Source organism: Butyrivibrio sp. VCB2006, assembly GCF_000420945.1.
Lineage (GTDB): Bacteria > Bacillota > Clostridia > Lachnospirales > Lachnospiraceae > Butyrivibrio.
Genome location: NZ_ATVX01000006.1, coordinates 43502 through 65913, shown reverse-complemented (window position 1 = coordinate 65913; position 22412 = coordinate 43502). Strand labels below are relative to the sequence as shown.

General features: G+C 40.2%; 16 protein-coding genes and 1 tRNA gene. All 17 read right to left on the bottom strand.

Features of this window, described 5'->3' with window-relative positions; genetic code table 11:
* Window positions 1–118: 118 nt before the first annotated feature.
* Window positions 119–463, bottom strand: a complete 345-nt coding sequence (locus G613_RS0107500) for a hydrogenase maturation nickel metallochaperone HypA (RefSeq protein ID WP_029232075.1) — start codon at window positions 461–463, stop codon at window positions 119–121.
* Window positions 464–579: 116 nt separating this feature from the next.
* On the bottom strand, window positions 580–1248 hold the full coding sequence (gene hypB / locus G613_RS0107495; protein ID WP_029232074.1) for a hydrogenase nickel incorporation protein HypB: 669 nt from the start codon (window positions 1246–1248) through the stop codon (window positions 580–582).
* Between the two features lie 43 nt (window positions 1249–1291).
* The gene (locus G613_RS0107490; RefSeq protein WP_029232073.1) at window positions 1292–2413 is read right to left on the bottom strand and encodes a DUF5692 family protein; all 1122 of its coding nucleotides are present in this window, start codon (window positions 2411–2413) and stop codon (window positions 1292–1294) included.
* A gap of 262 nt (window positions 2414–2675) precedes the next feature.
* Window positions 2676–4217: a coproporphyrinogen dehydrogenase HemZ gene (hemZ, locus tag G613_RS0107485; protein WP_029232072.1), complete on the bottom strand. Its 1542-nt coding sequence runs from the start codon at window positions 4215–4217 to the stop codon at window positions 2676–2678.
* Window positions 4218–4255: 38 nt separating this feature from the next.
* The gene (locus G613_RS0107480; RefSeq protein WP_029232071.1) at window positions 4256–4918 is read right to left on the bottom strand and encodes an MBL fold metallo-hydrolase; all 663 of its coding nucleotides are present in this window, start codon (window positions 4916–4918) and stop codon (window positions 4256–4258) included.
* A gap of 58 nt (window positions 4919–4976) precedes the next feature.
* Window positions 4977–7259, bottom strand: coding sequence for a RelA/SpoT family protein (locus tag G613_RS0107475; protein ID WP_029232070.1), 2283 nt, complete (start codon window positions 7257–7259; stop codon window positions 4977–4979).
* 5 nt (window positions 7260–7264) lie between these two features.
* On the bottom strand, window positions 7265–7789 hold the full coding sequence (locus tag G613_RS0107470) for an adenine phosphoribosyltransferase (protein ID WP_029232069.1): 525 nt from the start codon (window positions 7787–7789) through the stop codon (window positions 7265–7267).
* Between the two features lie 144 nt (window positions 7790–7933).
* Window positions 7934–8006 (bottom strand) — tRNA-Thr (locus G613_RS0107465).
* Window positions 8007–8087: 81 nt separating this feature from the next.
* Complete coding sequence (gene glgB / locus G613_RS0107460; RefSeq protein ID WP_029232068.1) at window positions 8088–10589, bottom strand: 1,4-alpha-glucan branching protein GlgB; 2502 nt, start codon at window positions 10587–10589, stop codon at window positions 8088–8090.
* Between the two features lie 83 nt (window positions 10590–10672).
* Window positions 10673–11917, bottom strand: a complete 1245-nt coding sequence (locus G613_RS0107455) for a DUF1015 domain-containing protein (RefSeq protein ID WP_029232067.1) — start codon at window positions 11915–11917, stop codon at window positions 10673–10675.
* A gap of 83 nt (window positions 11918–12000) precedes the next feature.
* Window positions 12001–13170 carry a phosphoglycerate dehydrogenase gene (locus G613_RS0107450; RefSeq protein WP_029232066.1) on the bottom strand — a complete coding sequence of 390 codons (1170 nt, stop codon included), beginning with the start codon at window positions 13168–13170 and terminating at the stop codon, window positions 12001–12003.
* Between the two features lie 26 nt (window positions 13171–13196).
* Window positions 13197–14276, bottom strand: a complete 1080-nt coding sequence (gene serC / locus G613_RS0107445; protein ID WP_029232065.1) for a 3-phosphoserine/phosphohydroxythreonine transaminase — start codon at window positions 14274–14276, stop codon at window positions 13197–13199.
* A gap of 266 nt (window positions 14277–14542) precedes the next feature.
* Complete coding sequence (locus G613_RS0107440; protein WP_029232064.1) at window positions 14543–16141, bottom strand: L,D-transpeptidase; 1599 nt, start codon at window positions 16139–16141, stop codon at window positions 14543–14545.
* Between the two features lie 43 nt (window positions 16142–16184).
* Window positions 16185–17867 carry a biosynthetic-type acetolactate synthase large subunit gene (gene ilvB / locus G613_RS0107435; RefSeq protein ID WP_029232063.1) on the bottom strand — a complete coding sequence of 561 codons (1683 nt, stop codon included), beginning with the start codon at window positions 17865–17867 and terminating at the stop codon, window positions 16185–16187.
* A gap of 24 nt (window positions 17868–17891) precedes the next feature.
* The gene (ilvD, locus tag G613_RS0107430) at window positions 17892–19565 is read right to left on the bottom strand and encodes a dihydroxy-acid dehydratase (RefSeq protein WP_029232062.1); all 1674 of its coding nucleotides are present in this window, start codon (window positions 19563–19565) and stop codon (window positions 17892–17894) included.
* Window positions 19566–19579: 14 nt separating this feature from the next.
* Window positions 19580–21274: a glycosyltransferase family 39 protein gene (locus G613_RS0107425; protein WP_029232061.1), complete on the bottom strand. Its 1695-nt coding sequence runs from the start codon at window positions 21272–21274 to the stop codon at window positions 19580–19582.
* Window positions 21249–22352: a 3-isopropylmalate dehydrogenase gene (gene leuB, locus G613_RS0107420; RefSeq protein WP_029232060.1), complete on the bottom strand. Its 1104-nt coding sequence runs from the start codon at window positions 22350–22352 to the stop codon at window positions 21249–21251. Before leuB ends, G613_RS0107425 begins: the two co-directional genes overlap by 26 nt.
* Window positions 22353–22412: the final 60 nt, after the last annotated feature.

Below are 22412 nucleotides of genomic sequence, written 5' to 3'. Positions count from 1 at the left end.
ATGCCAGCTCTGGGATCCTGCTTGTTACGATTTGGATCCAGGGAATAAGGGGTATTCAAATCGTTCATATCAAAATTGTTCATATCCATCTCTCTACCACTTCTTTCTTAAAAAAACGTTAAGTTGCCGATATCTCTTTTATTAAAAACTCATTACCCTTTAACAGGTATGTATGTTCACTACCACAATTAGGGCAAATCTTGCCATGTTTTACAGTTTCATATTCGCTTTTGCAATTCTCACAGTAAGTTACTGCCGGAAGAGTCTCAATAATAAGCTCTGCGCCATTCATAAGCTCATTTTTGGCTGCCGCCCATTTCCATGCATCTGTCAAAAGAGATGGAACAACGCCGGAAACTTCTCCAAGCTGGAGGGTTACAGAATGGATCTTAGTAAGTTCATTCTCTTTTCCAACTTCCGTAAGATCATCTATTATGTGAAAAACAACTCCAAGTTCATGCATACGTTAATTACCTATAAATCTTCCCCAATAAACTTAAAAAATGCCAGACGATACTCCTAGGGTATATGTATTCCTCCCCCCATATCGCCTGGCATTTCTCAAAGTCTCATTGCCAATTACTTGATTGCTTCTTCAATTTGTTCAGAAAGCCAATCAGTCCAAGCCTCAATTCCCTCGCCAGTCTTGGCGCAAATAGGAATAATCTTGGCATTTGGATTGCGCATAAGGATATATTCCTTACACTTTTCAAGATCAAAATCAAAGTATGGAGCAACATCTATCTTGTTGATCAGTACCACATCACAAATAGAAAACATAAGTGGGTACTTAAGGGGCTTATCATGTCCCTCAGGAACAGAAAGAATCATCGCATTCTTGGTGCTTCCTGTATCAAATTCAGCAGGGCAAACAAGATTACCAACGTTCTCAAGAATTGCAAAATCAACATCGGAAACATCAAGCTCTTTAATTCCCTGACGTGTCATATCTGCATCAAGATGGCACATACCACCAGTGTGAAGCTGAATAGACTTAACTCCGGTTGCTGCAATAGTCTTGGCATCAACGTCTGAATCAATATCAGCTTCCATAACGCCAATCCTGTATTTGTCCTTAAGACGTTCAATAGTACGAGTAAGTGTTGTTGTCTTACCTGATCCCGGTGAAGACATAAGATTCAGAAGAAAAGTCTTGGACTCTTTAAGCTCAGATCTGAGCTTATCTGCATCCTTGTCATTACTCTCAAAAATACTTCTTTTTACTTCGATGACTCTAACATTATCCATTAAATAAATATCTCCTTCGTGTTAAGCGTAAACATTACTTATATTACGCCTCAGCACGCTCCATAGCAAGCTGGAAATCCTTAGTATCCGTAAATACTTCGTTAGCGTATGGATTCTTGCCCATCTTAACTGATCTCTTGATGATCTCAGCAATGCAGATCACGTTAACTGCAATTGAAAGAATAGCTACAACACCCTGAGCTGTAGGGTTAGCTGTGATGCCCATGCTCTCGATGATCTGGCCAGCCTCAGCTGTCTTACCATTACCTGTCAGGTAAAGAGCAATTGCTTTCTCATAAAGATCCATAGTCTTGATACCATTCTCTGTAGCTCCGCCGTAAACTGAAGGAAGAGCTGCCTGGAATCTGCTTGAAAGCTGGAATGCAGGAACAACCTGAGCCCACATACACCAGATAGCAAGTGTGTTAGCACGGTTCTGAATCCAAGCACCCTTGTTCCAGAATGCGTTAGCAAATGTAGGAGCAAGAAGAAGTGCAACACCACAGTACCATGAATGTGTAGGAAGGTTAAGGTATGTATACTCAAAGTTCCAAACATCATAAGCAACGATGAACCATACTGTCATATCAGGCCAAAGCATATCTGCATGGTTCTTATCCTTGGATGTATAAAGGTGTACAACACCTGTCATACAGAAGATATTGATCATTCCGGCAAGAGCGTTAACAACGTTCCACCATCCACCATAGATAAATACACCTTCGTTTGAAGCCCACCAAGCACCTGAAAGGTCGCCTGTGATTGAAGCAGCTGCAAGAGCTGACTCCATATCAGATACGTTAGCGATCATGATGTTAGCAGCAACGATGAACCATGGGAACCAAGCAAACCATTTCTCTTTGCCAATACCCCATTTGTACTTGATCATCATGAAGCCTACGCAGCCGATATCAGCAGCATAAAGCTTGAAATAATGGAACCATCCATCCATGAATGCCACAGTAGGGTTCTCAGAACCACCGAACATTCCAAGATGTGCCAAAATGAAATAAACAGTAAGAATACATGGAATAATAACAAATACGATCATTCCACCTGCTTTGGTCCTACGACCGATCTCATTCATAAGAATAAGACCACAGAATACCAACACCCAGCCGATTAACTGCATTGCAGCAGTATTGCCATAAAGTTGGAACAGCATATAAACCTCCTTGTGATATTGCGTATTATAGTTTTTGAGCAATATCGTCATAATTTTGACAATAGTATAGCATAATGCACAAGACATTACAATAATACCCCACTTTAACTAGGCAAAGTGGGGTACTGATTATTTTATATTGAGTTTCCAATTATTTAATCTTTTTTATATAATTTAAAACAATTATCAAACAATTATCAATTTCATGTACATATTCATGAATATTTAATCTTGATTTTTGTTCAAATATTACATAAATAGGCTATTTGAAGAGTTGTTTTTTTCTGTCTATCATTTCAGTAATATTTTCCATATAGAGCTTAATATCTTTCACATTGTCGCATCTTTCTATTCTTCCATTGCCGTAAACCCGCTTGGTTACGGTACCTGCGCCAAGTGCCACGATAGACTGAACTTCTTCATTTATTAAAATATTATATATTCCTGCTTTGCCGCTTCTGGCATAGCCTGTATTTTCAAAGTTTCCGCTAATATTTTTTTGTCTGTAAAGATAATAAGGCGCAAGTCCAAGACATTTAGCACCATCCGCCGCGATGTGCATCATCTCTTCTGTATTGTTAATAGATTCAAGAATCGGAACCTTAAGCTCTCCCCTAAGTTCTTTTTCATGGAGAACCTCTGCAAGCTTAGAGCCTCTCTTAATTGCAAGGGAATGAACAGTAAGATCGTCCGGATCAAGCTTTTTAATTTCTTCTATAGTATAAGCTACATCCTCAGCCGTTTCTCCGGGAAGTCCCAAAATAATATCCATATTGATATTATCAAAACCCTCTTCCCTGGCCATGTTAAAGGAATCAATAAGCTGAGCCACAGTATGTCTTCTACCAATGAGCTTAAGGGTCTCATCTCTCATAGTCTGAGGGTTAACGGATATTCTGTTAACGCCCATCTTCTTCATGGTCTTAAGTTTATCTCTTGTGATAGAATCAGGTCTTCCGGATTCAACCGTAAACTCTTTTACCTTGGAAGTATCAAGCTTATCCTGCACATAGCCAATAAGTCTTTCTAACTGGTGCGGCTCAAGTGTTGTTGGTGTTCCGCCTCCGATATAAATAGTATCCAGAGTTTTATCCTTGAAGTTTTCTGCTACATAATCTATTTCTTTTTCAAGATAAGAAATATAGTCATCAACCAACTTGCTATAAGCACCTATAGGATAGGAAGTAAAGGAGCAATACAGGCAGGTTGTGGGACAGAAAGGAATACCTATGTAGAGACTGTAACCATTCTCATAGTCGATGTCTTTAAGGATTTCCTTCTCTCTTCTGGCAATGGAAGTGCTAAGAGCAATCTTTTCATCGCTTACAAAATAAGTATTCTTCATGTAAGCATAGATTTCCTCATCACTCTTACCGTCATCAATAAGATTCATTGCTATTCTTGTAGGTCTTATTCCTGTGAGATTTCCCCAAGGAAGGTCGCGCCCGGTCTCTTTTTTAAGAGCAAGATAAATAGCCTTTTTAACCGCATTTTTACTGGTGTCTGCCTGTAGAGAATCCTCATCGACGCCCATGGCTCCGCTTGTAGATGCATTGTCATTCTTACTTAAGTTTTTCATGTCGACAAACTTAACAGCTTCAGTAATACTGTTAACCGATACAGAAACTTCACCTTTTGTATAGTCATCACTGTTTTCATCAGTTCTTATAAATACAGATGCAAAAAAGTCCTCGTCACTTGCATGGGCAATAATAACCTTTACATCCTCATTGCCATAAAAAGCCTTGAACAGTGAATGTATATCATACTGGTATTTATCTACATTTAGCTTGATTTTTATCATACTTAATTCCAATCTCTAATATACATATATCCTAAAGCTTACCACCCCAGCACAAAAGGATTGTATTCTTTTTCGTGCTCAATTGTAGTGGTCTCGCCATGTCCCGGATAGACAAGAGTATCATCCGGAAGAGTAAACAGCTTATCATTAATAGAGCGCAAAAGCTCACTGGTTGAACTTGTTGGGAAATCTGTTCTTCCAACAGACTCTTCAAATAATGTATCTCCTGCGATAACGAACTTACCTTCTTCGCAGTAATAACAGCATCCGCCTGAAGTATGCCCCGGAGTAAATAACACCTTAAAAGAAAGTCCGGCGCCCTCTACCACATCGCCATCCTTGTAGGTAACATCAGGAGTCACTCTAAGATTCATCCCATAAGCATTGGATAAATTAAGATGGGGGTCACTACACATTGCGATTTCCTTTTCGTAGCATCCAAGCTTTGCTCCTGTGAGCTCTGTAAGCTCCTTGGCGCCGCCAATGTGATCAAAGTGACCATGAGTTAAAAGAATAAGATCAACCACAAATCCCTTGGCTGTCAGCGTCTCATAAATTCTACCGCCCTGATCCGCAGGATCAAATAAAACACCATGTTTTTTGCCTTCCAAGTCACTACTGCCTTCATCAAATACGAAATAGCAGTTAGTTCCTACCATTCCCAAAGTCATACATGCAACCTGAATATTACGCTCTCCCATACAGCCTCCGTTTCATTCATAAAACACAATAAACTAAAAGAAAACTACAGTCAGTTTATCATCCTGTAGTTCTCTCAATATCTATTACGCTATCAATCTGTCTTATCTTATCAACGATCTCACGAAGCTGATCTCTTGATGAAACCTGGAAAGACGTCTCCATAGTAGCAAGTCCCTGCTTACTGGTTCTTGTGTTCATGGAAATAATATCAATGTCCTTCTCGGAAAGAGTTCTGGAAATATCCGCAAGAAGTCCGCTTCTGTTATTGGCAAATATCTTAATAGTAGCTGCGTATTTACTGCCGGGGCCTGATGTATCTGACTGCCACTTAGCTTCTATAAGCCTTGTTCTGTCTTCTTCCTGCATCTTAATAACATTGACGCAATCACGTCTGTGAATAGAAACTCCTCTTCCTCTAGTAACGAATCCGCAAATGTCATCACCGGGAACTGGATTACAGCACTTAGAAAATCTAACCGCCACATCATGAACGCCCTTAACAATAATGGCATTATCTGAGCTGGAAACCTGAGGAGTAATATTTGTCTCAGCAACAGCCGCCAAAACTTCCTCATCAGTAATGTTGCGCTTATGCTCCTTATCACCGAGCTCCAGCATCTTATTGATGATCTGGCCTTCGCGAAGTCCGCCATGGCCTACAGCAGCCAATATAGCATCCCAGTCATGGAAGCCATATTTTCTGGTAATGATATCCTGAAATTCAGGTTTGGAAATAGCAAAAAGATCTATGCCCTTACTCTTACAGTACTCAATAAGCTGCTCTCTTCCCCTTGCTATATTTTCTTCTTTTAATTCATGTCTGAACCACTGATTGATCTTATTCTTAGTGGATGTGGCTCTTGCAATTGAAAGCCAGTCTCGGCTTGGTCCTCTTGAATTCTGGCTGGTTACAATCTCAATTCTGTCGCCATTCTGAATCTTGTAATCAATAGGAACAAGCTTACCATTTACCTTGGCACCAATCATCTTGTTACCAACAGCACTGTGAACGCTATAGGCAAAATCAATAGGTGTTGATCCGGCAGGAAGGTTCTTAACTTCTCCTGTTGGTGTGAAACAATAAACATCATCAGAAAACAGGTTAAGATCGCTCTTAAGAAGATTCATGAATTCCTGGTTATCTGACATATCCTGTTGCCACTCAAGAATCTGGCGAAGCCAAATGAGCTTCTCTTCCTCACCATTCTCAGCCTTCTTGCCATCAGAAGCCTCTTTGTATTTCCAATGGGCAGCAATACCGTATTCAGCAGCCTTATGCATGTCATAAGTTCTGATCTGAATCTCAAAGGGCTGTCCGGTCTGACCAATTAAAGTAGTATGAAGAGACTGATACATATTGGGTTTGGGCATAGCTATATAATCTTTAAACCTACCCGGAATAGGCTTGTACATCTCATGGATAACACCAAGAGCCGCATAACAATCCTTGACTGTAGCCACAATAATACGGATAGCAAAAAGATCATAAATCTGATCAAGAGTCTTATTCTGGTTACGCATTTTCTTGTAAATGCTAAAGAAATGCTTAACTCTTCCGTTTACTTCGCCTTCTATTCCGGCAGCCTTAATAGCCTCTCGAACATTCTCGCAAATATCCTCTACGTATTTTTCTCTTTCACTTTTTCTGATGGAAACCTTGTCTACAAGATCGTAGTAAACATCCGGCTTAAGATATTTTAAAGAAAGGTCATCCAACTCAACCTTAATCCTGCTGATACCGAGTCTTCCGGCTATAGGTGAGTAAATATCCAAAGTCTCCTGGGCAATCCTCTGTTGTTTCTCCGGAGGCATATGACCAAGAGTTCTCATATTATGAAGTCTGTCGGCCAGTTTGATCAGAATAACTCTGATATCCTTGGCCATAGCAAGGAACATCTTACGCAGGTTCTGGGCCTGCATATCAATCTGTTCCTGAGTTTTGTTGGTATTATCAGTAGAAAGCTGCAGAGCTGTCAATTTGGTTACGCCGTCTACTAAAAGAGCAACGTCAGCTCCAAAGCTCTCTTCTATTTCTTCCTTGGTGCAGATAGTATCTTCAACGACATCATGAAGAAGCCCTGCTGCAATGGTCTCTTTGTCCATTTCCAAATCAGCAAGGATTATAGCAACGCAAAGGGGATGAATGATATAAGGTTCACCGGATTTGCGCAGCTGTCCATGATGAGCTTCGGCAGCCTGATTATAGGCTTTTTCAATGAGGGAAATATCATCCGACGGATGATATTTCCTAACTCTCTTGATAAGTCCTTCATACAGTGAATCAGGTGTCTGGAACTCCTCTATGGCTTCAATTTTTCCATCGTCGAAATTCTGTGACATCTAAATTACTTTCCCTCGTAACTAATAGCTGCATCAAGTCTATAGTTCTTAAGTCTTTCTCTACCGTTTAGGCCCTTGAGTTCCATAAGGACTGCAATACCTGCAACTTCTCCGCCAAGCTTCTCAACGAGCTTGATCATAGCCTCAATTGTTCCGCCTGTAGCCATAAGGTCATCAACAAGAAGAACCTTCTGTCCTGGCTTAATAGCATCCTTATGAAGCTCTAAAACAGCCTTTCCATACTCAAGGTCATACTCAACCTCGATTGTCTCGCATGGAAGCTTTCCCTTTTTACGTACAGGAACAAGAGCTTTTCCCCTGCTGTAAGCAATAGGAGCACTAAAGATGAATCCTCTTGACTCCGCTCCGAGAACTACATCAAAGTCAAGATCCTTAACCATATCCTGCATTGTATCAATCGCAAGGTGGAATCCATCAGGATCCTGAAGTACAGAGGTAATGTCTCTGAACATGATTCCTTTCTCAGGGAAATCAGGTATTGTTCTTACGTAATCTTTTAATTCTTTCATTTCTTATCCTCTCTATATTATTGCCTCTCTCCATACTATATGAAGTCAAAGGCAACTATGTTCGTGAAAAATTAATTCATATTACATTATATCACAAACTTCATCACCATAAAAAGAAGATGCATTCTCTATAGCAATGAAAAAAGCTGGAAAAGGGACTCGAACCCTCGACCTACTGATTACGAATCAGTTGCGCTACCGACTGCGCTATTCCAGCTTGTGCAAAAAACACAAGCATTATTATAGCCCTTCTACCGCATGTTGTACAGTAGAAGGGCTGAAAAATTATTTCTTATATTTATTTCTTGGTTGTTTTACCGCCTGTCTTCTTTGCCGCAGTTTTACCGGATGTAGTTTTCTTTTTGGTAGCTGCAGGCTTTTTGGTGGATTTAGTATCCTTCTTACCGGCAGAAAGGCCCTTTACAGCTTCATCTGTTACAATACTAAAGATTCTTTCCTCCTCAATCTTTTCGTATTTCTCTTCGATAGCCTTCTCCTGCTCAGCAAGCTCTTTTTCATACTTGAGTTTAAGTTCCTCAAGAAGTCTCTGCTCTTCAAGAGTCTGTTTCTGTTTAAGAGCCTCTAATGCTTCCTGGCGTTCTTTCTCTTTCTTGATTTCCTCTTCTTCCTTGATAGCACGGATTTTCTTTTCCTGCTCGGTATAAGGAGTAAAGCTAAAGATAGAAAGTGAAACCGGAGCAATCTTTATGGAAATACTGTAGTCTCTTCCATCAACCTGGTTTCTCTTGGATTCGATTCGACCTTCATTAAGAATGCCTGTTCCGCCGTAGCTTAAGTCATCACTGTTAAAGATCTCAGTATATCTACCATCTACAGGAACTCCGATCTCATATTCTCTCTCAACACCTGCCATATTGGCAACCACCAAAAGAGTTTCTCTGTCATTGGAGCTCTTTCTGATGAAAGATACCATGCACTGATCAGAAGCCATATTGTTGATCCATTCAAAACCACTGTCTGAGCCATCAAGCTCATGAAGAGCGTCATGATCAAAATACATTTCGTTTAGCTTTTTGAGGATATTCTCAACAAAAACAGCCTGGTCAACGGTAAGAGCGTCCGGAGACATGTAAAGGTGCTTGCGTCCCGGATGAACCATCATAAATGAAAGAGCCATACGAAGGTTTGCCATCTTCTGGGATGAATCTCCCGGCATCAGATAGTACAAGCCCTCAAGACCTTTCTCCACATCTTCATGTGTAAAGGCAAGAACAAATCTCTCAGTATAACTATAGATAAGGCTAAATGTCAGCTCATCATGATGTCCCGCTCTAAAGAGAGGGTCGTTCTGCATATATGAAAGAAAATCTCTTGTCCAACCATTATTCCACTTAAAGTCAAAGCCAAGGCCGCCTTCCTCAACGCTTTCCGTAAGCTGTGGCCAGCAGGCTGTTTCCTTAGTAATAGTAATAACCCCCGGGTTATTCTTGTGAACTATTGTATTGAACTGTTTAAGGAACTCGAGAGCCTCAAGGTTCTCATTGCCGCCGTAAATATTTGGAAGCCACTCTCCCGGCTTTCTGTCATAATCCAAATACAGAATCTTGGAAATGTCAGAGGTCCTAAGACCATCCACATGGAAGTTCTCAATCCAATATAATGCATTGGAAATAAGGAAATTTGTAACTTCCTTCCTGCCGTAGTCAAATATCATATCTCCGAACTTAGGATGTACACCTATTCTGGGATCCTCGTATTCATACAAAGCTCTTCCATCAAAATCGCTAAGTCCGCAGGAAGACTTAGGGAAAAATGTTGGAACCCAGTCAAGGATAACTCTAACACCGGCATTATGCATGGTATTTACAAAGGACATAAACTCATTTGCATTTCCGCTTGAATTATCAAGGGCAAAGAAATCCATAACGTGATAAAAATGCCCGGGAAGATGCTTCATAACAGGCATAAGCTCAATAGTGTTAAAGCCGTGATTCTTGACATACTCAAGAACATCACTGGTTACATCCTTCATGCTGCTCTTTTCGCCATGTCTTCCGGCAAAAGACTCAAGTGAAATCTCACAGATAGATAACGGATCCTCATCAAGATCGAATTTACTGCGATTTGCAAGCCATTTTTCGTCAGTCCATCTTATCTGCTTAAGGCTCTTTATTACAGAAATGATTCCATTCTCGCCTTTAGATTCGAAAGCAAAAGGATCCGGCCTCTTAAATACAAGACCGCTTCTTGTCTTAATCTCGAACTGGTAACCATCGTTTTCCTTGGCTCCCGGAACAAATATCTCAAAAATTCCGATAGGATCCAATCTATGCATCTGGCAGGTTCTGCCATCCCAGTTATTAAAATCACCTATAACGCTTACCCTTGCCGCAGCCGGAGCCCAAACCGCAAATTCGCAGCCGAAAACGCCGTTTCTGACCATAGGATGTGCGCCAAGTTTCTCATAAATATGATAGTGGATGCCACTTCCGAATTTAATGAAATCCTCTCTGTCCATAAGTGGACCAAAAGCGTAAGGATCATCAATAGTAAACTCTTTCCCCCCAGCATCCTTAATCACAAACTGATACTTAAGTTTATCTACAAAAGGAATAATCGCAGCAAAGAAACCGGCTTCATCAGCCAATTCCATCTCATATTCCTTTTTGGTGTTCAAGACCTTAACTTTAATAGTATCAGCATCAGGATAAAAAGCCTGAATAAGATAACTGTTTCCAACCTTATGTGCTCCAAGAATTCTATGAGGATTATCACCGTCTGAATAGATAATTTCCTCTATCTCGGGCCAATTCATCATTTTATACAGTTTACTGGTCACTGCATTCCCCTCCAGAATGAATATTTTTCAAAGCCAAACTAATTTTATCATTTTTTATGCCTTATTTCAGTACATTTTCTATATTAATTCGAAATTGTATGGATAAATAGGCCGCTTAAAAGCTTAGGTTCAAACCAGGTTGACTTAGGAGGCATGAGAAGTCCGGCATCTGCAACTGCAAACAGTTCCGCAATTGATGTTGGGAAAAGAGAAAACGCAAGGCGGCAATCAGTTTTGCATCTCTTTTCTAGTTCATCAAGACCTCTTATTCCTCCAACGAAATCTATCCTCTTATCAGTTCTGGGATCTCCGATACCAAGGATAGGTCCAAGAACATTTTGCTGAAGTACTGAAACATCAAGCCCTTCTACAGGATCATCTGATTTAATACTGTCTTTGGCATTTAGTCTATACCATTTATCCCCAAGAAACAGACCATATTCACCTTTAGCAGATGGTTTTACCTGAGTATCAGATTCCTTAACATCAAACATCCCAGAAAGTTTATCAAGGAACTCTGTCTCGGATAAGCCGTTCAGATCCTTAACAACTCTGTTGTAGTCCATGATCATAAGCTCATCATCCGGGAAAAGAACTGACAAAAAGTAATCAGAGTCAAGTTTCCCCTTTATTTTTCCTTCTAGCTCTTTTCTTTTCCTAAGGCCTACCTTAACCGCTGAAGCGCATCTGTGATGGCCATCAGCAATATATATGGAATCAATTGTTGTAAACACTCTGCAGATAGTCTCAGTCTCTTCAAGATCAGAGATAACAAAAACTCTGTTCCTTACACCATCCTCGGAGACAAAGTCGTAGACTGGCTCATCAACCTCTTTTACCTTATTAACAAGATCGGAAATAAGCCTATTCTTACGATAGCACAGGAAAATTGGTCCTGTCTGAGCATTCAGAGTGTACACATGATTAATTCTGTCCTGCTCTTTGTCTTCTCTGGTGTTCTCGTGTTTTTTAATTACATTATTCAAATAATCATCAATTGATGCACAGGCCACGATTCCTGTCTGAGTTCTGCCATTCATGGTCTGCTCGTATATATAGTAGCAAGGCGTTTCATCCTGGATAAAAGTACCTTCGGAAATCTTGTCCCAAAGCATCTGCCTTCCCTTGTCGTAGACTTCCTGAGCATACATATCCTGTGATGGATCAAACTGGGTTTCAGGTCTGTCTATAGCAAGAAATGAATCAGGCTCCTTCTTAACTTTTTCATAAGCTTCCTGTCTGCTGAATACATCATAAGGAAGAGAGGCGATTGTCTTTTCCAATCCCTTGGCCGGTCTATAGGACTTAAAAGGTTTAATGTCTGCCATTTTTCATACCCTCCGATTTTCATTAAAGATAAAGCGGGCGGGAACTAAATTCCCACCCGCTTATTATAGCATAACCATAGGGGTTATACGTCTTTTCTAACAATTCTTACTCTGATTACATCATCGATTTTTTCGATTTTGCTTACTATAGCATCCTCAATTTCATCCTCAAGGTCAATGAGTGTGTAAGCATAGTCGCCTCTTGACTTATTGCTCATATCCTTGATGTTATAGCCCGCATTTCCAAGGAAAGATGCGAACTGGCTGATCATATTTGCTACGTTCTTGTGAATGATAGCAAGTCGTGGACCGTTGCAAACACCCATATCGCAGTTTGGAAGATTCACGGAATTATTGATATTTCCGTTCTCAAGGTAATCCTTAAGTTCAAGAACTGCCTTAACAGCGCAGTTATCTTCAGATTCTTCAGTGCTTGCTCCAAGGTGAGGAATTACGATACATCCATCATGACCTGCAATTGTAGGATTTGGGAAATCCGTTACGTACTTGCGGATCTTGCCTGAGTTGATTCCTGCAAGAATATCCACTTCGTTGCAGAGAATATCTCTTGCAAGGTTCAAAATAATAACGCCCTTCTTCATCTTGGCAATGGCATCAGCATTTATCATACCCTTAGTAGAATCAAGGGCTGGAACATGAATTGTGATAATATCACACTTAGAGTAGATATCATCAACATTTGTAACATGCTTAACATCAGAAGAAAGTCTCCATGCAGCATCGATTGAAAGATATGGATCATAGCCATATACTTCCATACCAAGCTGACGTGCAGCATTTGCAACTCTTACACCAATGGCTCCAAGTCCGATAATGCCAAGCTTTTTGCCAAAGATTTCAGTACCTGCAAATTTCTTTTTGCTCTTTTCTGTAAGCTTTGCAATATCAGGGTCACCTGCATTAGCCTTAACCCACTCGGTTCCACCGATAATGTCACGGCTTGCAATGAGCATTGCAGCAAGAACCATCTCTTTTACGCCGTTAGCATTGGCTCCTGGAGTGTTGAATACAACAATTCCCTGCTTGGCACATTTATCAAGAGGAATGTTGTTAACACCTGCACCGGCTCTTGCGATAGCAAGAAGCTTATCGGAAAATTCCATTTCAAGCATATTGGCACTTCTAACAAGAACGCCTTCTGCCTCATCGATATTATCTACTGCCTCATACTGATCTGTAAAATTATTAAGACCAATCTTGGCAATCGGATTCATACACTTATATTTGTACATTGGATGTCACCCTCCTATCCCCTATCTTAATTGTTCTTCTCAAATTCATTCATGAAATCAACAAGCTTCTGTACGCCTTCCTTAGGCATAGCGTTGTAGATACTTGCTCTCATTCCTCCTACAGTTCTGTGACCCTTAAGGCTCACAAATCCGGCCTTGGTAGCTTCAGCAATAAACTTAGCATTAAGCTCTTCAGAATCAGTAACAAACGGAACATTCATAAGAGAACGGTCCTCAGGTCTTACAGTACCCTTGAACATCTTGCTCTGATCAAGATAATCGTAAAGAATCTTGGCCTTTTCTTCATTTCTCTTCTGCATTTCAACAAGTCCGCCCTGCTCTTTGAGCCACTTGAATACCAGGCCGCACATATAAATGCTCCAGCAGTTAGGAGTGTTGTACAAAGATCCGTTATCAGCCTGTGTCTTCCACTTAAGCATTGTTGGTGTGTAAGAAGGTACATCATCAGTAATAAGATCTTCTCTGATAATGCTGATAACAAGACCTGCAGGTCCTACATTTTTCTGAACGCCACCGTAGATTACACCGTACTTGGTGACATCAACAGGCTCTGAAAGGAAGCAGGATGAAACGTCAGATACAAGGATATGTCCCTTTGTGTTAGGAAGTGTCTTGAACTTAGTTCCATAGATTGTGTTGTTCTCACAAATGTATACATAGTCTGCATCTTCAGGAATATCCAGATCAGAACAATCAGGAATATATGAGAAGGTCTTGTCTGCACTTGATGCAACCTCAATTGCTTCGCCGTACTTCTGTGCCTCCTGATAAGCTTTCTTGGCCCACTGACCTGTAATGATGTATGCAGCCTTTTTATTCTTCATAAGATTAAGAGGAATAGCAGCAAACTGCTGGCTTGCTCCGCCCTGTAAAAAGAGAACCTTATAGTTATCAGGAATATTCATAAGATCTCTGATATCCTGCTCAGCTGTCTGAATAACGCTATCGAAAGTTTTGGATCTGTGGCTCATCTCATTAATTGACATTCCACATCCATTGTAATCAAGCATCTCAGCAGCAGCCTGTTTTAATACTTCCTCAGGTAATACTGCAGGTCCTGCTGAAAAGTTATAAACTCGTGACATTTTTACTACTCCTCCTACTATTCATTACTTTATGGAAACTATTTTCCTTTTATCGGTTTTTAGGTAAAATACTCTGCTCATTTAAACCGATAAATTTTTGCTTAAACATACTTTAAAGCGGTGAAGTAAAAATGTCAATAACGTTATTAAATAATTAATGTTATTAAAAAATTTTTTTCATACTTTTTATCTCGTTTTTTACGTTTAAAGCAAAGAGATAAAAAAAGAGATTCAGGTGCGAAATGCACCCAAATCTCTAGTATTTACTAATAATGAAGTATAACAGGAGTCCCGACTTCGGCTACTTCCCAAAGTACTGAAATTTTCTCTTCAGGACAATTTATACAGCCATGAGATCCATCAGTTTTATATATTTCATCACCAAATTCGCTTCTCCAATTGGCATCATGAATACCAACACCTTTATTAACTCCAAGCCAATAATTGACATAAGAAACATAGTCAACACCTCTCAAATATGTGTGATAACGTTTATTGTAAATATCAAAAACACCTGCGGGAGTCGATCTTCCTCTGTTAATATTCCCTGTAACTACAGGCATATCCATATTCAGAGTCCCATCAACGTAGTAATAGAGGTGCTGCTGATTCATATCCACTTCAATGTAGGTATCTCCCAGAACCTCGCTGGCATTGTACTCTTTGGTACCCTTTACCAGAATATCCAGAGGATTTGTATCTTCAACATCCTCAGAATCTGATTCTGAAGCAGATTCCGAATTAGAAGCAAAATCTGTGCTATCATCAATAAATTTGGTTTTTATGCAATTAAATAAAACCTTCTTATCGATAATAGAGCCGTCGCCCTTATCTCCTCCGCCTATAAGAATCTGATTAGATTCGCCGTCTCTATACCTATCCATACACCATCTGGTGGTATACGTATCTGCGATGGATTTTGCATAGTCGTATATTTTGCTCTCGGAAATGATCAGATCGCCATTTTCATCCTCAAGAAGACCGTTATTATTATAAAAGCTATCTTCTTCGGAGATTTCTTTTTCCACTCCTCCGATAATGAAAAGGCCGCTTCCCGGAGACTGTTTGTCTTTTTCCTCAGCCAGAGCATCTTCAAGACTTCCGTCAGCAAGAATGAACTTGCTGATATCACCTGGACTTACCGTAATTTTCCCACTAAAAATCTCAAAAGAAATTTCTTTTGACTGAAGTTTATTTATCTTATCAAATTCAGCAACAAGATCCTGGTGAGAATTCTCAAATTCCCCGGTCAAATCAGTGTAATTAGGCCTTGAATAATCTGTTCCATTATTATCTGCAAGATTGATTTCAGTCTCAGACAAATAGATGTAATCTGACACATTGAATACGATATTTTCCATGATCGGCTTATATCCGTAATTGGAATCAATCTCGTATCCATTCTCACCTTTTACTATTTGAGCATAAAGGTTGTCGGAAGTTGTAAGAACCTCCCAGTTTTGAAGCCTATAAGCTAGTTCGTTTTCATCAAAGCTTATTGATGGACTGATCTCGCTTGCAAGATTTTTCGTACGATACAGAGTTTGCCACCATTTAAATCCGCCTCTACTCTCCATGATGGCCTCCAGAGATGGTTCAAATGTATACTCCATCTTGATATCCTCAGCAGAAATAAATAATTCCTCCCCGGAGATATCAATGACCTTTATACCGTCATAGGGGTGTTTTTCAATGAGCTCCTGATTAACCTCTTTTGTAGTCTTTCCGGTAAGATAGATGTCATCAATCCACAAAAATGCCGGAAAAACGCCCTCATACCAGATACTTAGGAACACATAGACAGATTCCGTCACAACCAAAATACATGCACAGATAAGTGCAGCAATCAGGCCTTTCTTTTTCATTTTCCTCCTCATAACAATACCTTTTTCATATTATATAAGGCAATTACTTTTCTTTCTGCAAAAGATCCTTCTCATCAAAAGCATCACTGATAGAAGCTCCGGCAGGGACCATTGGAAATACCTTATCATCCTCTTCTATTATACAATCAATCAGAACAGGTTTGTCAGATTTTAGTGCTTTTTTTAACGCGCCGGCGACTTCACTCTTTTTGGTGACGCGAATAGCTTCACAACCAAGGCCTTCAGCCACCTTACAATAATCAACTTTGTCCTTGAATACCGTCTGAGAATAGTGTTTCTCATAGAAAAGAGTCTGCCACTGTCTTACCATGCCCAGAACACTGTTATTTATAACAATCTCAATAATAGGCAGGTTATATCTGGAAGCTGTAGCCAGTTCGTTCATATTCATTCTAAAGCATCCGTCTCCGGCAATATTTACTACTGTCTTGTCCGGATTACCAACCTTAGCACCAATACATGCTCCAAGGCCATAGCCCATTGTTCCAAGGCCTCCGCTGGTAAGGAACGTTCTGGGATTTCTGTATTTGTAATACTGAGCAGCCCACATCTGGTGCTGTCCAACATCTGTGGTAATTATAGCATCGCCTTTGGTAAGCTTATCAAGTTCCTCCATGATATATGGGCAGGTAAGCTTTCCTGAATCATAGGAAAGTGGGAACTTTTTCTTGTAATCATCAATCTTGGCAAGCCATTCGCTATGATCCATCTTTTCAAGCTTGCTGTTGAGAGCTTTAAGAACAAGCTTAAGATCTCCAACTATAGCATAATTTACACGAATATTCTTGTTGATTTCTGCAGCATCCACGTCAATCTGAAGTATCTTGGCTTTAGAAGCAAAAGTCTTGGCATTTCCAGTTACTCTGTCAGAGAATCTTGCACCAAGAGTAATAAGAAGATCGCATTCGCTGACGCCAAAGTTAGAAGTCTTGGTGCCGTGCATACCAATCATACCGGTATAAAGCTTATGTGTTCCGTCAAAAGCGCCTTTTCCCATAAGGGTATCACAAACAGGTGCCTGAATAAGCTCTGCAAACTCTTTCAATTCCTTGGAAGCACCGGAAATAACAGCTCCACCACCAACATAGATAAATGGCCTCTTGGAAGCTTTGATCATTTTGACTGCAGTATTTATATCATCTGTCCTGAATGTCTTTTCAGGCTCTTCCTCTGCTATAACTACAGGTCTGAAATCGCAGGTCTTAGCTGTGACATCCTTGGTAATATCAACCAATACAGGGCCAGGCCTTCCTGTCCGTGCAATTTTAAATGCCTTGCGGATGGTATCAGCAAGTTCTTTTACATCCTTAACAATATAGCCATGCTTGGTAATAGGCATAGTAATGCCTGCAATATCAACCTCCTGGAAGGAGTCCTTACCAAGAAGTGGCAAATTTACGTTACATGTAATAGCCACCATAGGTACAGAATCCATATAGGCTGTGGCAATACCGGTTACAAGATTAGTAGAACCCGGTCCACTGGTAGCAAAGCAAACGCCAACCTTTCCTGTTGATCTTGCATAGCCATCTGCTGCATGGGCAGCACCCTGCTCATGGCTTGTCAGGATATGTAAGAAATCTTCACTCTGTTTATAAAGTTCATCATAGATATTAAGGATAGTTCCACCCGGATATCCAAAAATTGTATCAACGCCCTGCTCTTTCAAGCATTCCAAAACAATCTGTGCACCAGTAAGCTGCATTTTTTCATTCTCCTCTATTCAAAATCAGTGCTTGATCTCAAGGATAGCACCACGATTACCGCTTGTAACCATTTCTCTGTATCTAGCCAGATATCCTGTTGTTACCTTAGGTTCTCTTGGCTGCCATTTTTCTTTTCTCTTAGCCAGCTCTTCATCAGAAACCTTGACATTAAGAGAATTATTAGGAATATCTATACTGATAATATCGCCTTCTTCGATAAGTGCAATCGGCCCACCAACAGCAGCCTCAGGAGATACATGTCCGATTGAAGCGCCTCTGCTAGCTCCGGAGAATCTTCCGTCTGTAATAAGAGCAACAGTTGATCCAAGTCCCATTCCGGCAATTGCTGATGTAGGATTGAGCATCTCTCTCATTCCAGGGCCGCCCTTAGGGCCTTCATATCTGATGACAACAACATCTCCTGCCACAATCTTACCGCCAAGGATTGCAGAAATAGCATCTTCCTCACAATCAAATACTCTTGCAGGTCCCTCATGAGTCATCATCTCAGGAGCTACCGCTGACTTTTTAACAATACCAGTATCAGGAGCAATATTGCCCTTAAGAACAGCAATTCCACCGGTCTGCATATAAGGATTTTCAATAGGTCTGATTACTTCAGGATTAAAGTTGCAAACACCCTCAAGGTTCTCTTTAATTGTCTTACCTGTAACAGTAATAAGATCAGTATTAAGAAGGTCTTTCTTAACAAGCTCGCTCATAACTGCAAGTACGCCGCCTGCTTCGTTCAAATCCTCCATGTATGTTGGGCCTGCAGGTGCAAGGTGGCAAAGATTAGGAGTCTTAGCAGAAACTTCGTTGGCAATTTCCATGTTAAGATCAACTCCTGCTTCATGGGCAATTGCAGGTAAATGAAGCATTGTATTTGTAGAACAACCAAGAGCCATGTCCATGGCAAGAGCGTTCATGAAAGCTTCCTTTGTCATGATATCTCTTGGGCGAATATTCTTTTCTACAAGATTCATTACAGCATAACCAGCCTTCTTGGCAAGTCTGATACGTGCTGAATATACAGCAGGAATAGTTCCGTTTCCTGGAAGTCCCATTCCGATTGACTCTGTAAGACAATTCATTGAGTTTGCTGTGTACATACCTGAACAGGAACCGCAGGTAGGACAAGCTTTTTCTTCATACTCGCAAAGTTTCTCATTAGTCATCTTGCCTGCAGAAACAGATCCTACAGCCTCGAACATAGCAGAAAGAGATGTCTTGTGACCGTCTACTCTTCCGGCCATCATAGGGCCACCTGATACAAATACTGTAGGAATATTAACTCTTGCAGCAGCCATAAGAAGGCCAGGAACGTTCTTGTCACAGTTAGGTATGCAAACCATTCCGTCAAAAGCATGAGCCTTGGCAAGACATTCTGTACTGTCAGCAATAAGGTCTCTTGTAACCAGAGAATATTTCATTCCGATATGACCCATGGCTATTCCATCGCAAACAGCAATAGCAGGAACTACTACCGGCATGCCGCCAGCCTCTGCAACAGCAAGCTTAACAGCTTCTGTAATCTTATCAAGGTTCATATGTCCCGGAACTATCTCATTATAAGAGCTTACAATACCAATAAGAGGTTTTCTTCTTTCTTCCTCGGTAAATCCAAGAGCATTAAACAAACTTCTGTGTGGAGCCTGCTGAAGGCCTTCCATAACTCTAGCACTGTTCTTAGCCATTTTTCATATCTCCTTTACTTTGTATATAGAATTATTGAATCATTTTCATATTGAATATGCATGCTATCCAGGTATTCCCAGTCAATAGTCTCCTGAGTCTGATAAAACCTGGATAAATACTCTCCCTTATAACCTGGATCAAGCATATTTCTGTCAAGAATTACCACATCACACCCTGTAACATTTGTTTTATTACAATCAATTCCAAAAGCAAAATTTAAAAGATAGTCCTGATCTGAGTCAAGAACACAGGGGTTCTTTTTATGTGCAATATCCGCAATATACATTGAATTAAGGATATCATTTTCTCTATTATTCATCTGAAGCGTAAAAGATCTGTCGCAAAGCCTTACTACAAAAAGAATCATGATAGCTGCAACAGGAATATATACGCCTATTCCATCATACCATTTACCCGTACCCTTAACATATTCATTTTCCTTATGGGCATCCGACTGCTTTCCTTCATTTACAACATATTTATTGTAAGTTCTGACACCTACATTAATGATCTTTTCAAAGGTTGAACAGATGCAGATTGTCATAAGAAAAGATCCGTATCCAAAGCCTCGAAGTGATGGCAGATTGTGAGTACTAATAAGGATCAACACAATGTAGAGAATGTTTATGATAACCATAAGGTTAATAACTGTTCTGCTATATTCAAAATGCCTTATGCATTCTGTTATCATGATAGCCAGGCCGCTTGCGATGAAAGCAAACAGAATAAACCACATACCGGGAATCATGTAATTAAGCAGATCCACAATCCAAGATAAAAATCTATCCCCGAAAAGATCAACATTCTGAGCATTTATTCTGCGCTGATCAAACATATACTGAAGGCCTGTGCCAAGGGCCGCCACAGGGTTTCTTATTAGAACCGTAAAATCAGTATCTCCGAAAAACTGAGAACCTTCAGTCTTAACAAGCTCTCTTGCTCCAACCATGAGCCATATAATCGTATATAGCATCAAAGTCAGAAAAATACTTATTCCTGTGGATGCAATAAAGCTATTAAGCTTTCTAAGATAAATATTCTCAGAATCGCTAGCATATACCTGTCTGCTCCTGAATCCATTTATAAAAAGATAAACCAATGCCGTAAGGCATACGGGAACAGCCCAGTAAATACTACTTGGAGTAGTATATACGCCATATACAACGCAGATTATGTAGGTAATAACATGAAGCTTATTTGCTTCCCCGGATTTACAGATTTGTGTAACACAGTAAAGCGCAAGCAAAAAGCAAAATGTCGCAAGAGTATAACCTCTTCCCTGAACTGCGAAGTCATTAACAACCTGCATTGAAGCATATAAAACCATGGCACCAAAAGGCATGGCATGGGTGAAGTATTTCTGACAGATTCTATTTACCAATATGAGATTACTTATGGCACAAATATATGAAACACCCCTAAGCCCAATATAGTTATTGCCAAAGAAGTTCATAAATGCTGATAGAACCGAATATCCTATATGGTTATTGGGTGAGGGCCAATTAATTGCCGAATACAACGGACCATTATTTATAAAAAGAAAAAAGCTCTCAAGTTCTTCATGCTGCGGCGTTATTACAAACATTCTCCACATGTAATAGGCAGCCATACCGATAATAAATAAGGTTGAAGCCATTGCCTCAGGCTCATGAGGTAAGATTTCATATACTTTCTTTTCAGTTTTAGCAACTAGTAATTCTTCCTGCAATTAAATCTCCCATCTGGCTACAGGATGTTTTTGTAAACTTATCTTCCTGTCCCTTAGGCATTATATCCACGCTTCTATAGCCATCGCGAAGTATTTCTTTTACCGCATTTTCTATTGCATCAGCTTCCTTATCAAGATTAAAAGAGAACCTCAGCATCATTGCAGCTGAAAGTATTGTAGCAATAGGGTTTGCAATGTTCTGCCCTGCAATATCCGGAGCACTTCCATGGCTTGGCTCATATAGGCCAAAGCTTGTATCATTTAAAGAAGCACTGGCAAGCATTCCTATAGAACCGGTAATCATGCTGGCCTCATCAGAAAGAATATCGCCAAACATATTCTCCGTAAGAACCACATCAAACTGAGATGGTTCCTTGACGAGCTGCATAGCACAGTTATCAACAAGCATATGTTCTAATTTAACGTCAGGGTAATCCAAGGCAACTTCCTCTACAACCTTTCTCCAAAGTCTTGAGGAATCAAGAACATTAGCCTTATCAACGCTGATAACGCTCTTTCTGCGCTTTCTTGCTACATCAAAAGCCTTAATGGCAATTCTTCTGATCTCACTTTCCTTATAAACAAGTGTATCTGTAGCCACCAGTTCCCCGTCAACAGAAACAGTCTGTCTGTCTCCGAAATAGAGGCCCCCGGTAAGCTCTCTCATAATAAGCATATCAAAGCCCTTATCTGCAGCTTCTTCCTTTAAAGGGCACGCATCCTTGAGTTCAGGATAAAGAAGTGCCGGACGAAGATTTGCAAAAAGGTTAAGTTCCTTGCGGAGCCTTAGAAGTCCTGCTTCAGGACGTTTATTAGGAGGAAGTTTGTACCAGGGAGATGTGGTGGTGTTTCCGCCAATAGATCCCATAAGAACTGCATCTGCAGCCTTGGCATCAGAAATAGCCTGATCAGTAAGAGGTTCACCACAAGCGTCAATAGAGCATCCACCCATGAGAATATCTTTATAAACAATTTCGTGTCCATAAACCTGGCATACTTTATCGAGAACCTTTTTTGCTTCTGCTACGATTTCAGGTCCGATTCCATCGCCGGGAATGCAGGTAACATTCATTTTCATAACTCTCTCCTCCAATATTTTCTCACGTCATTATTTTAACGTGTAACAGTGACTATTTTT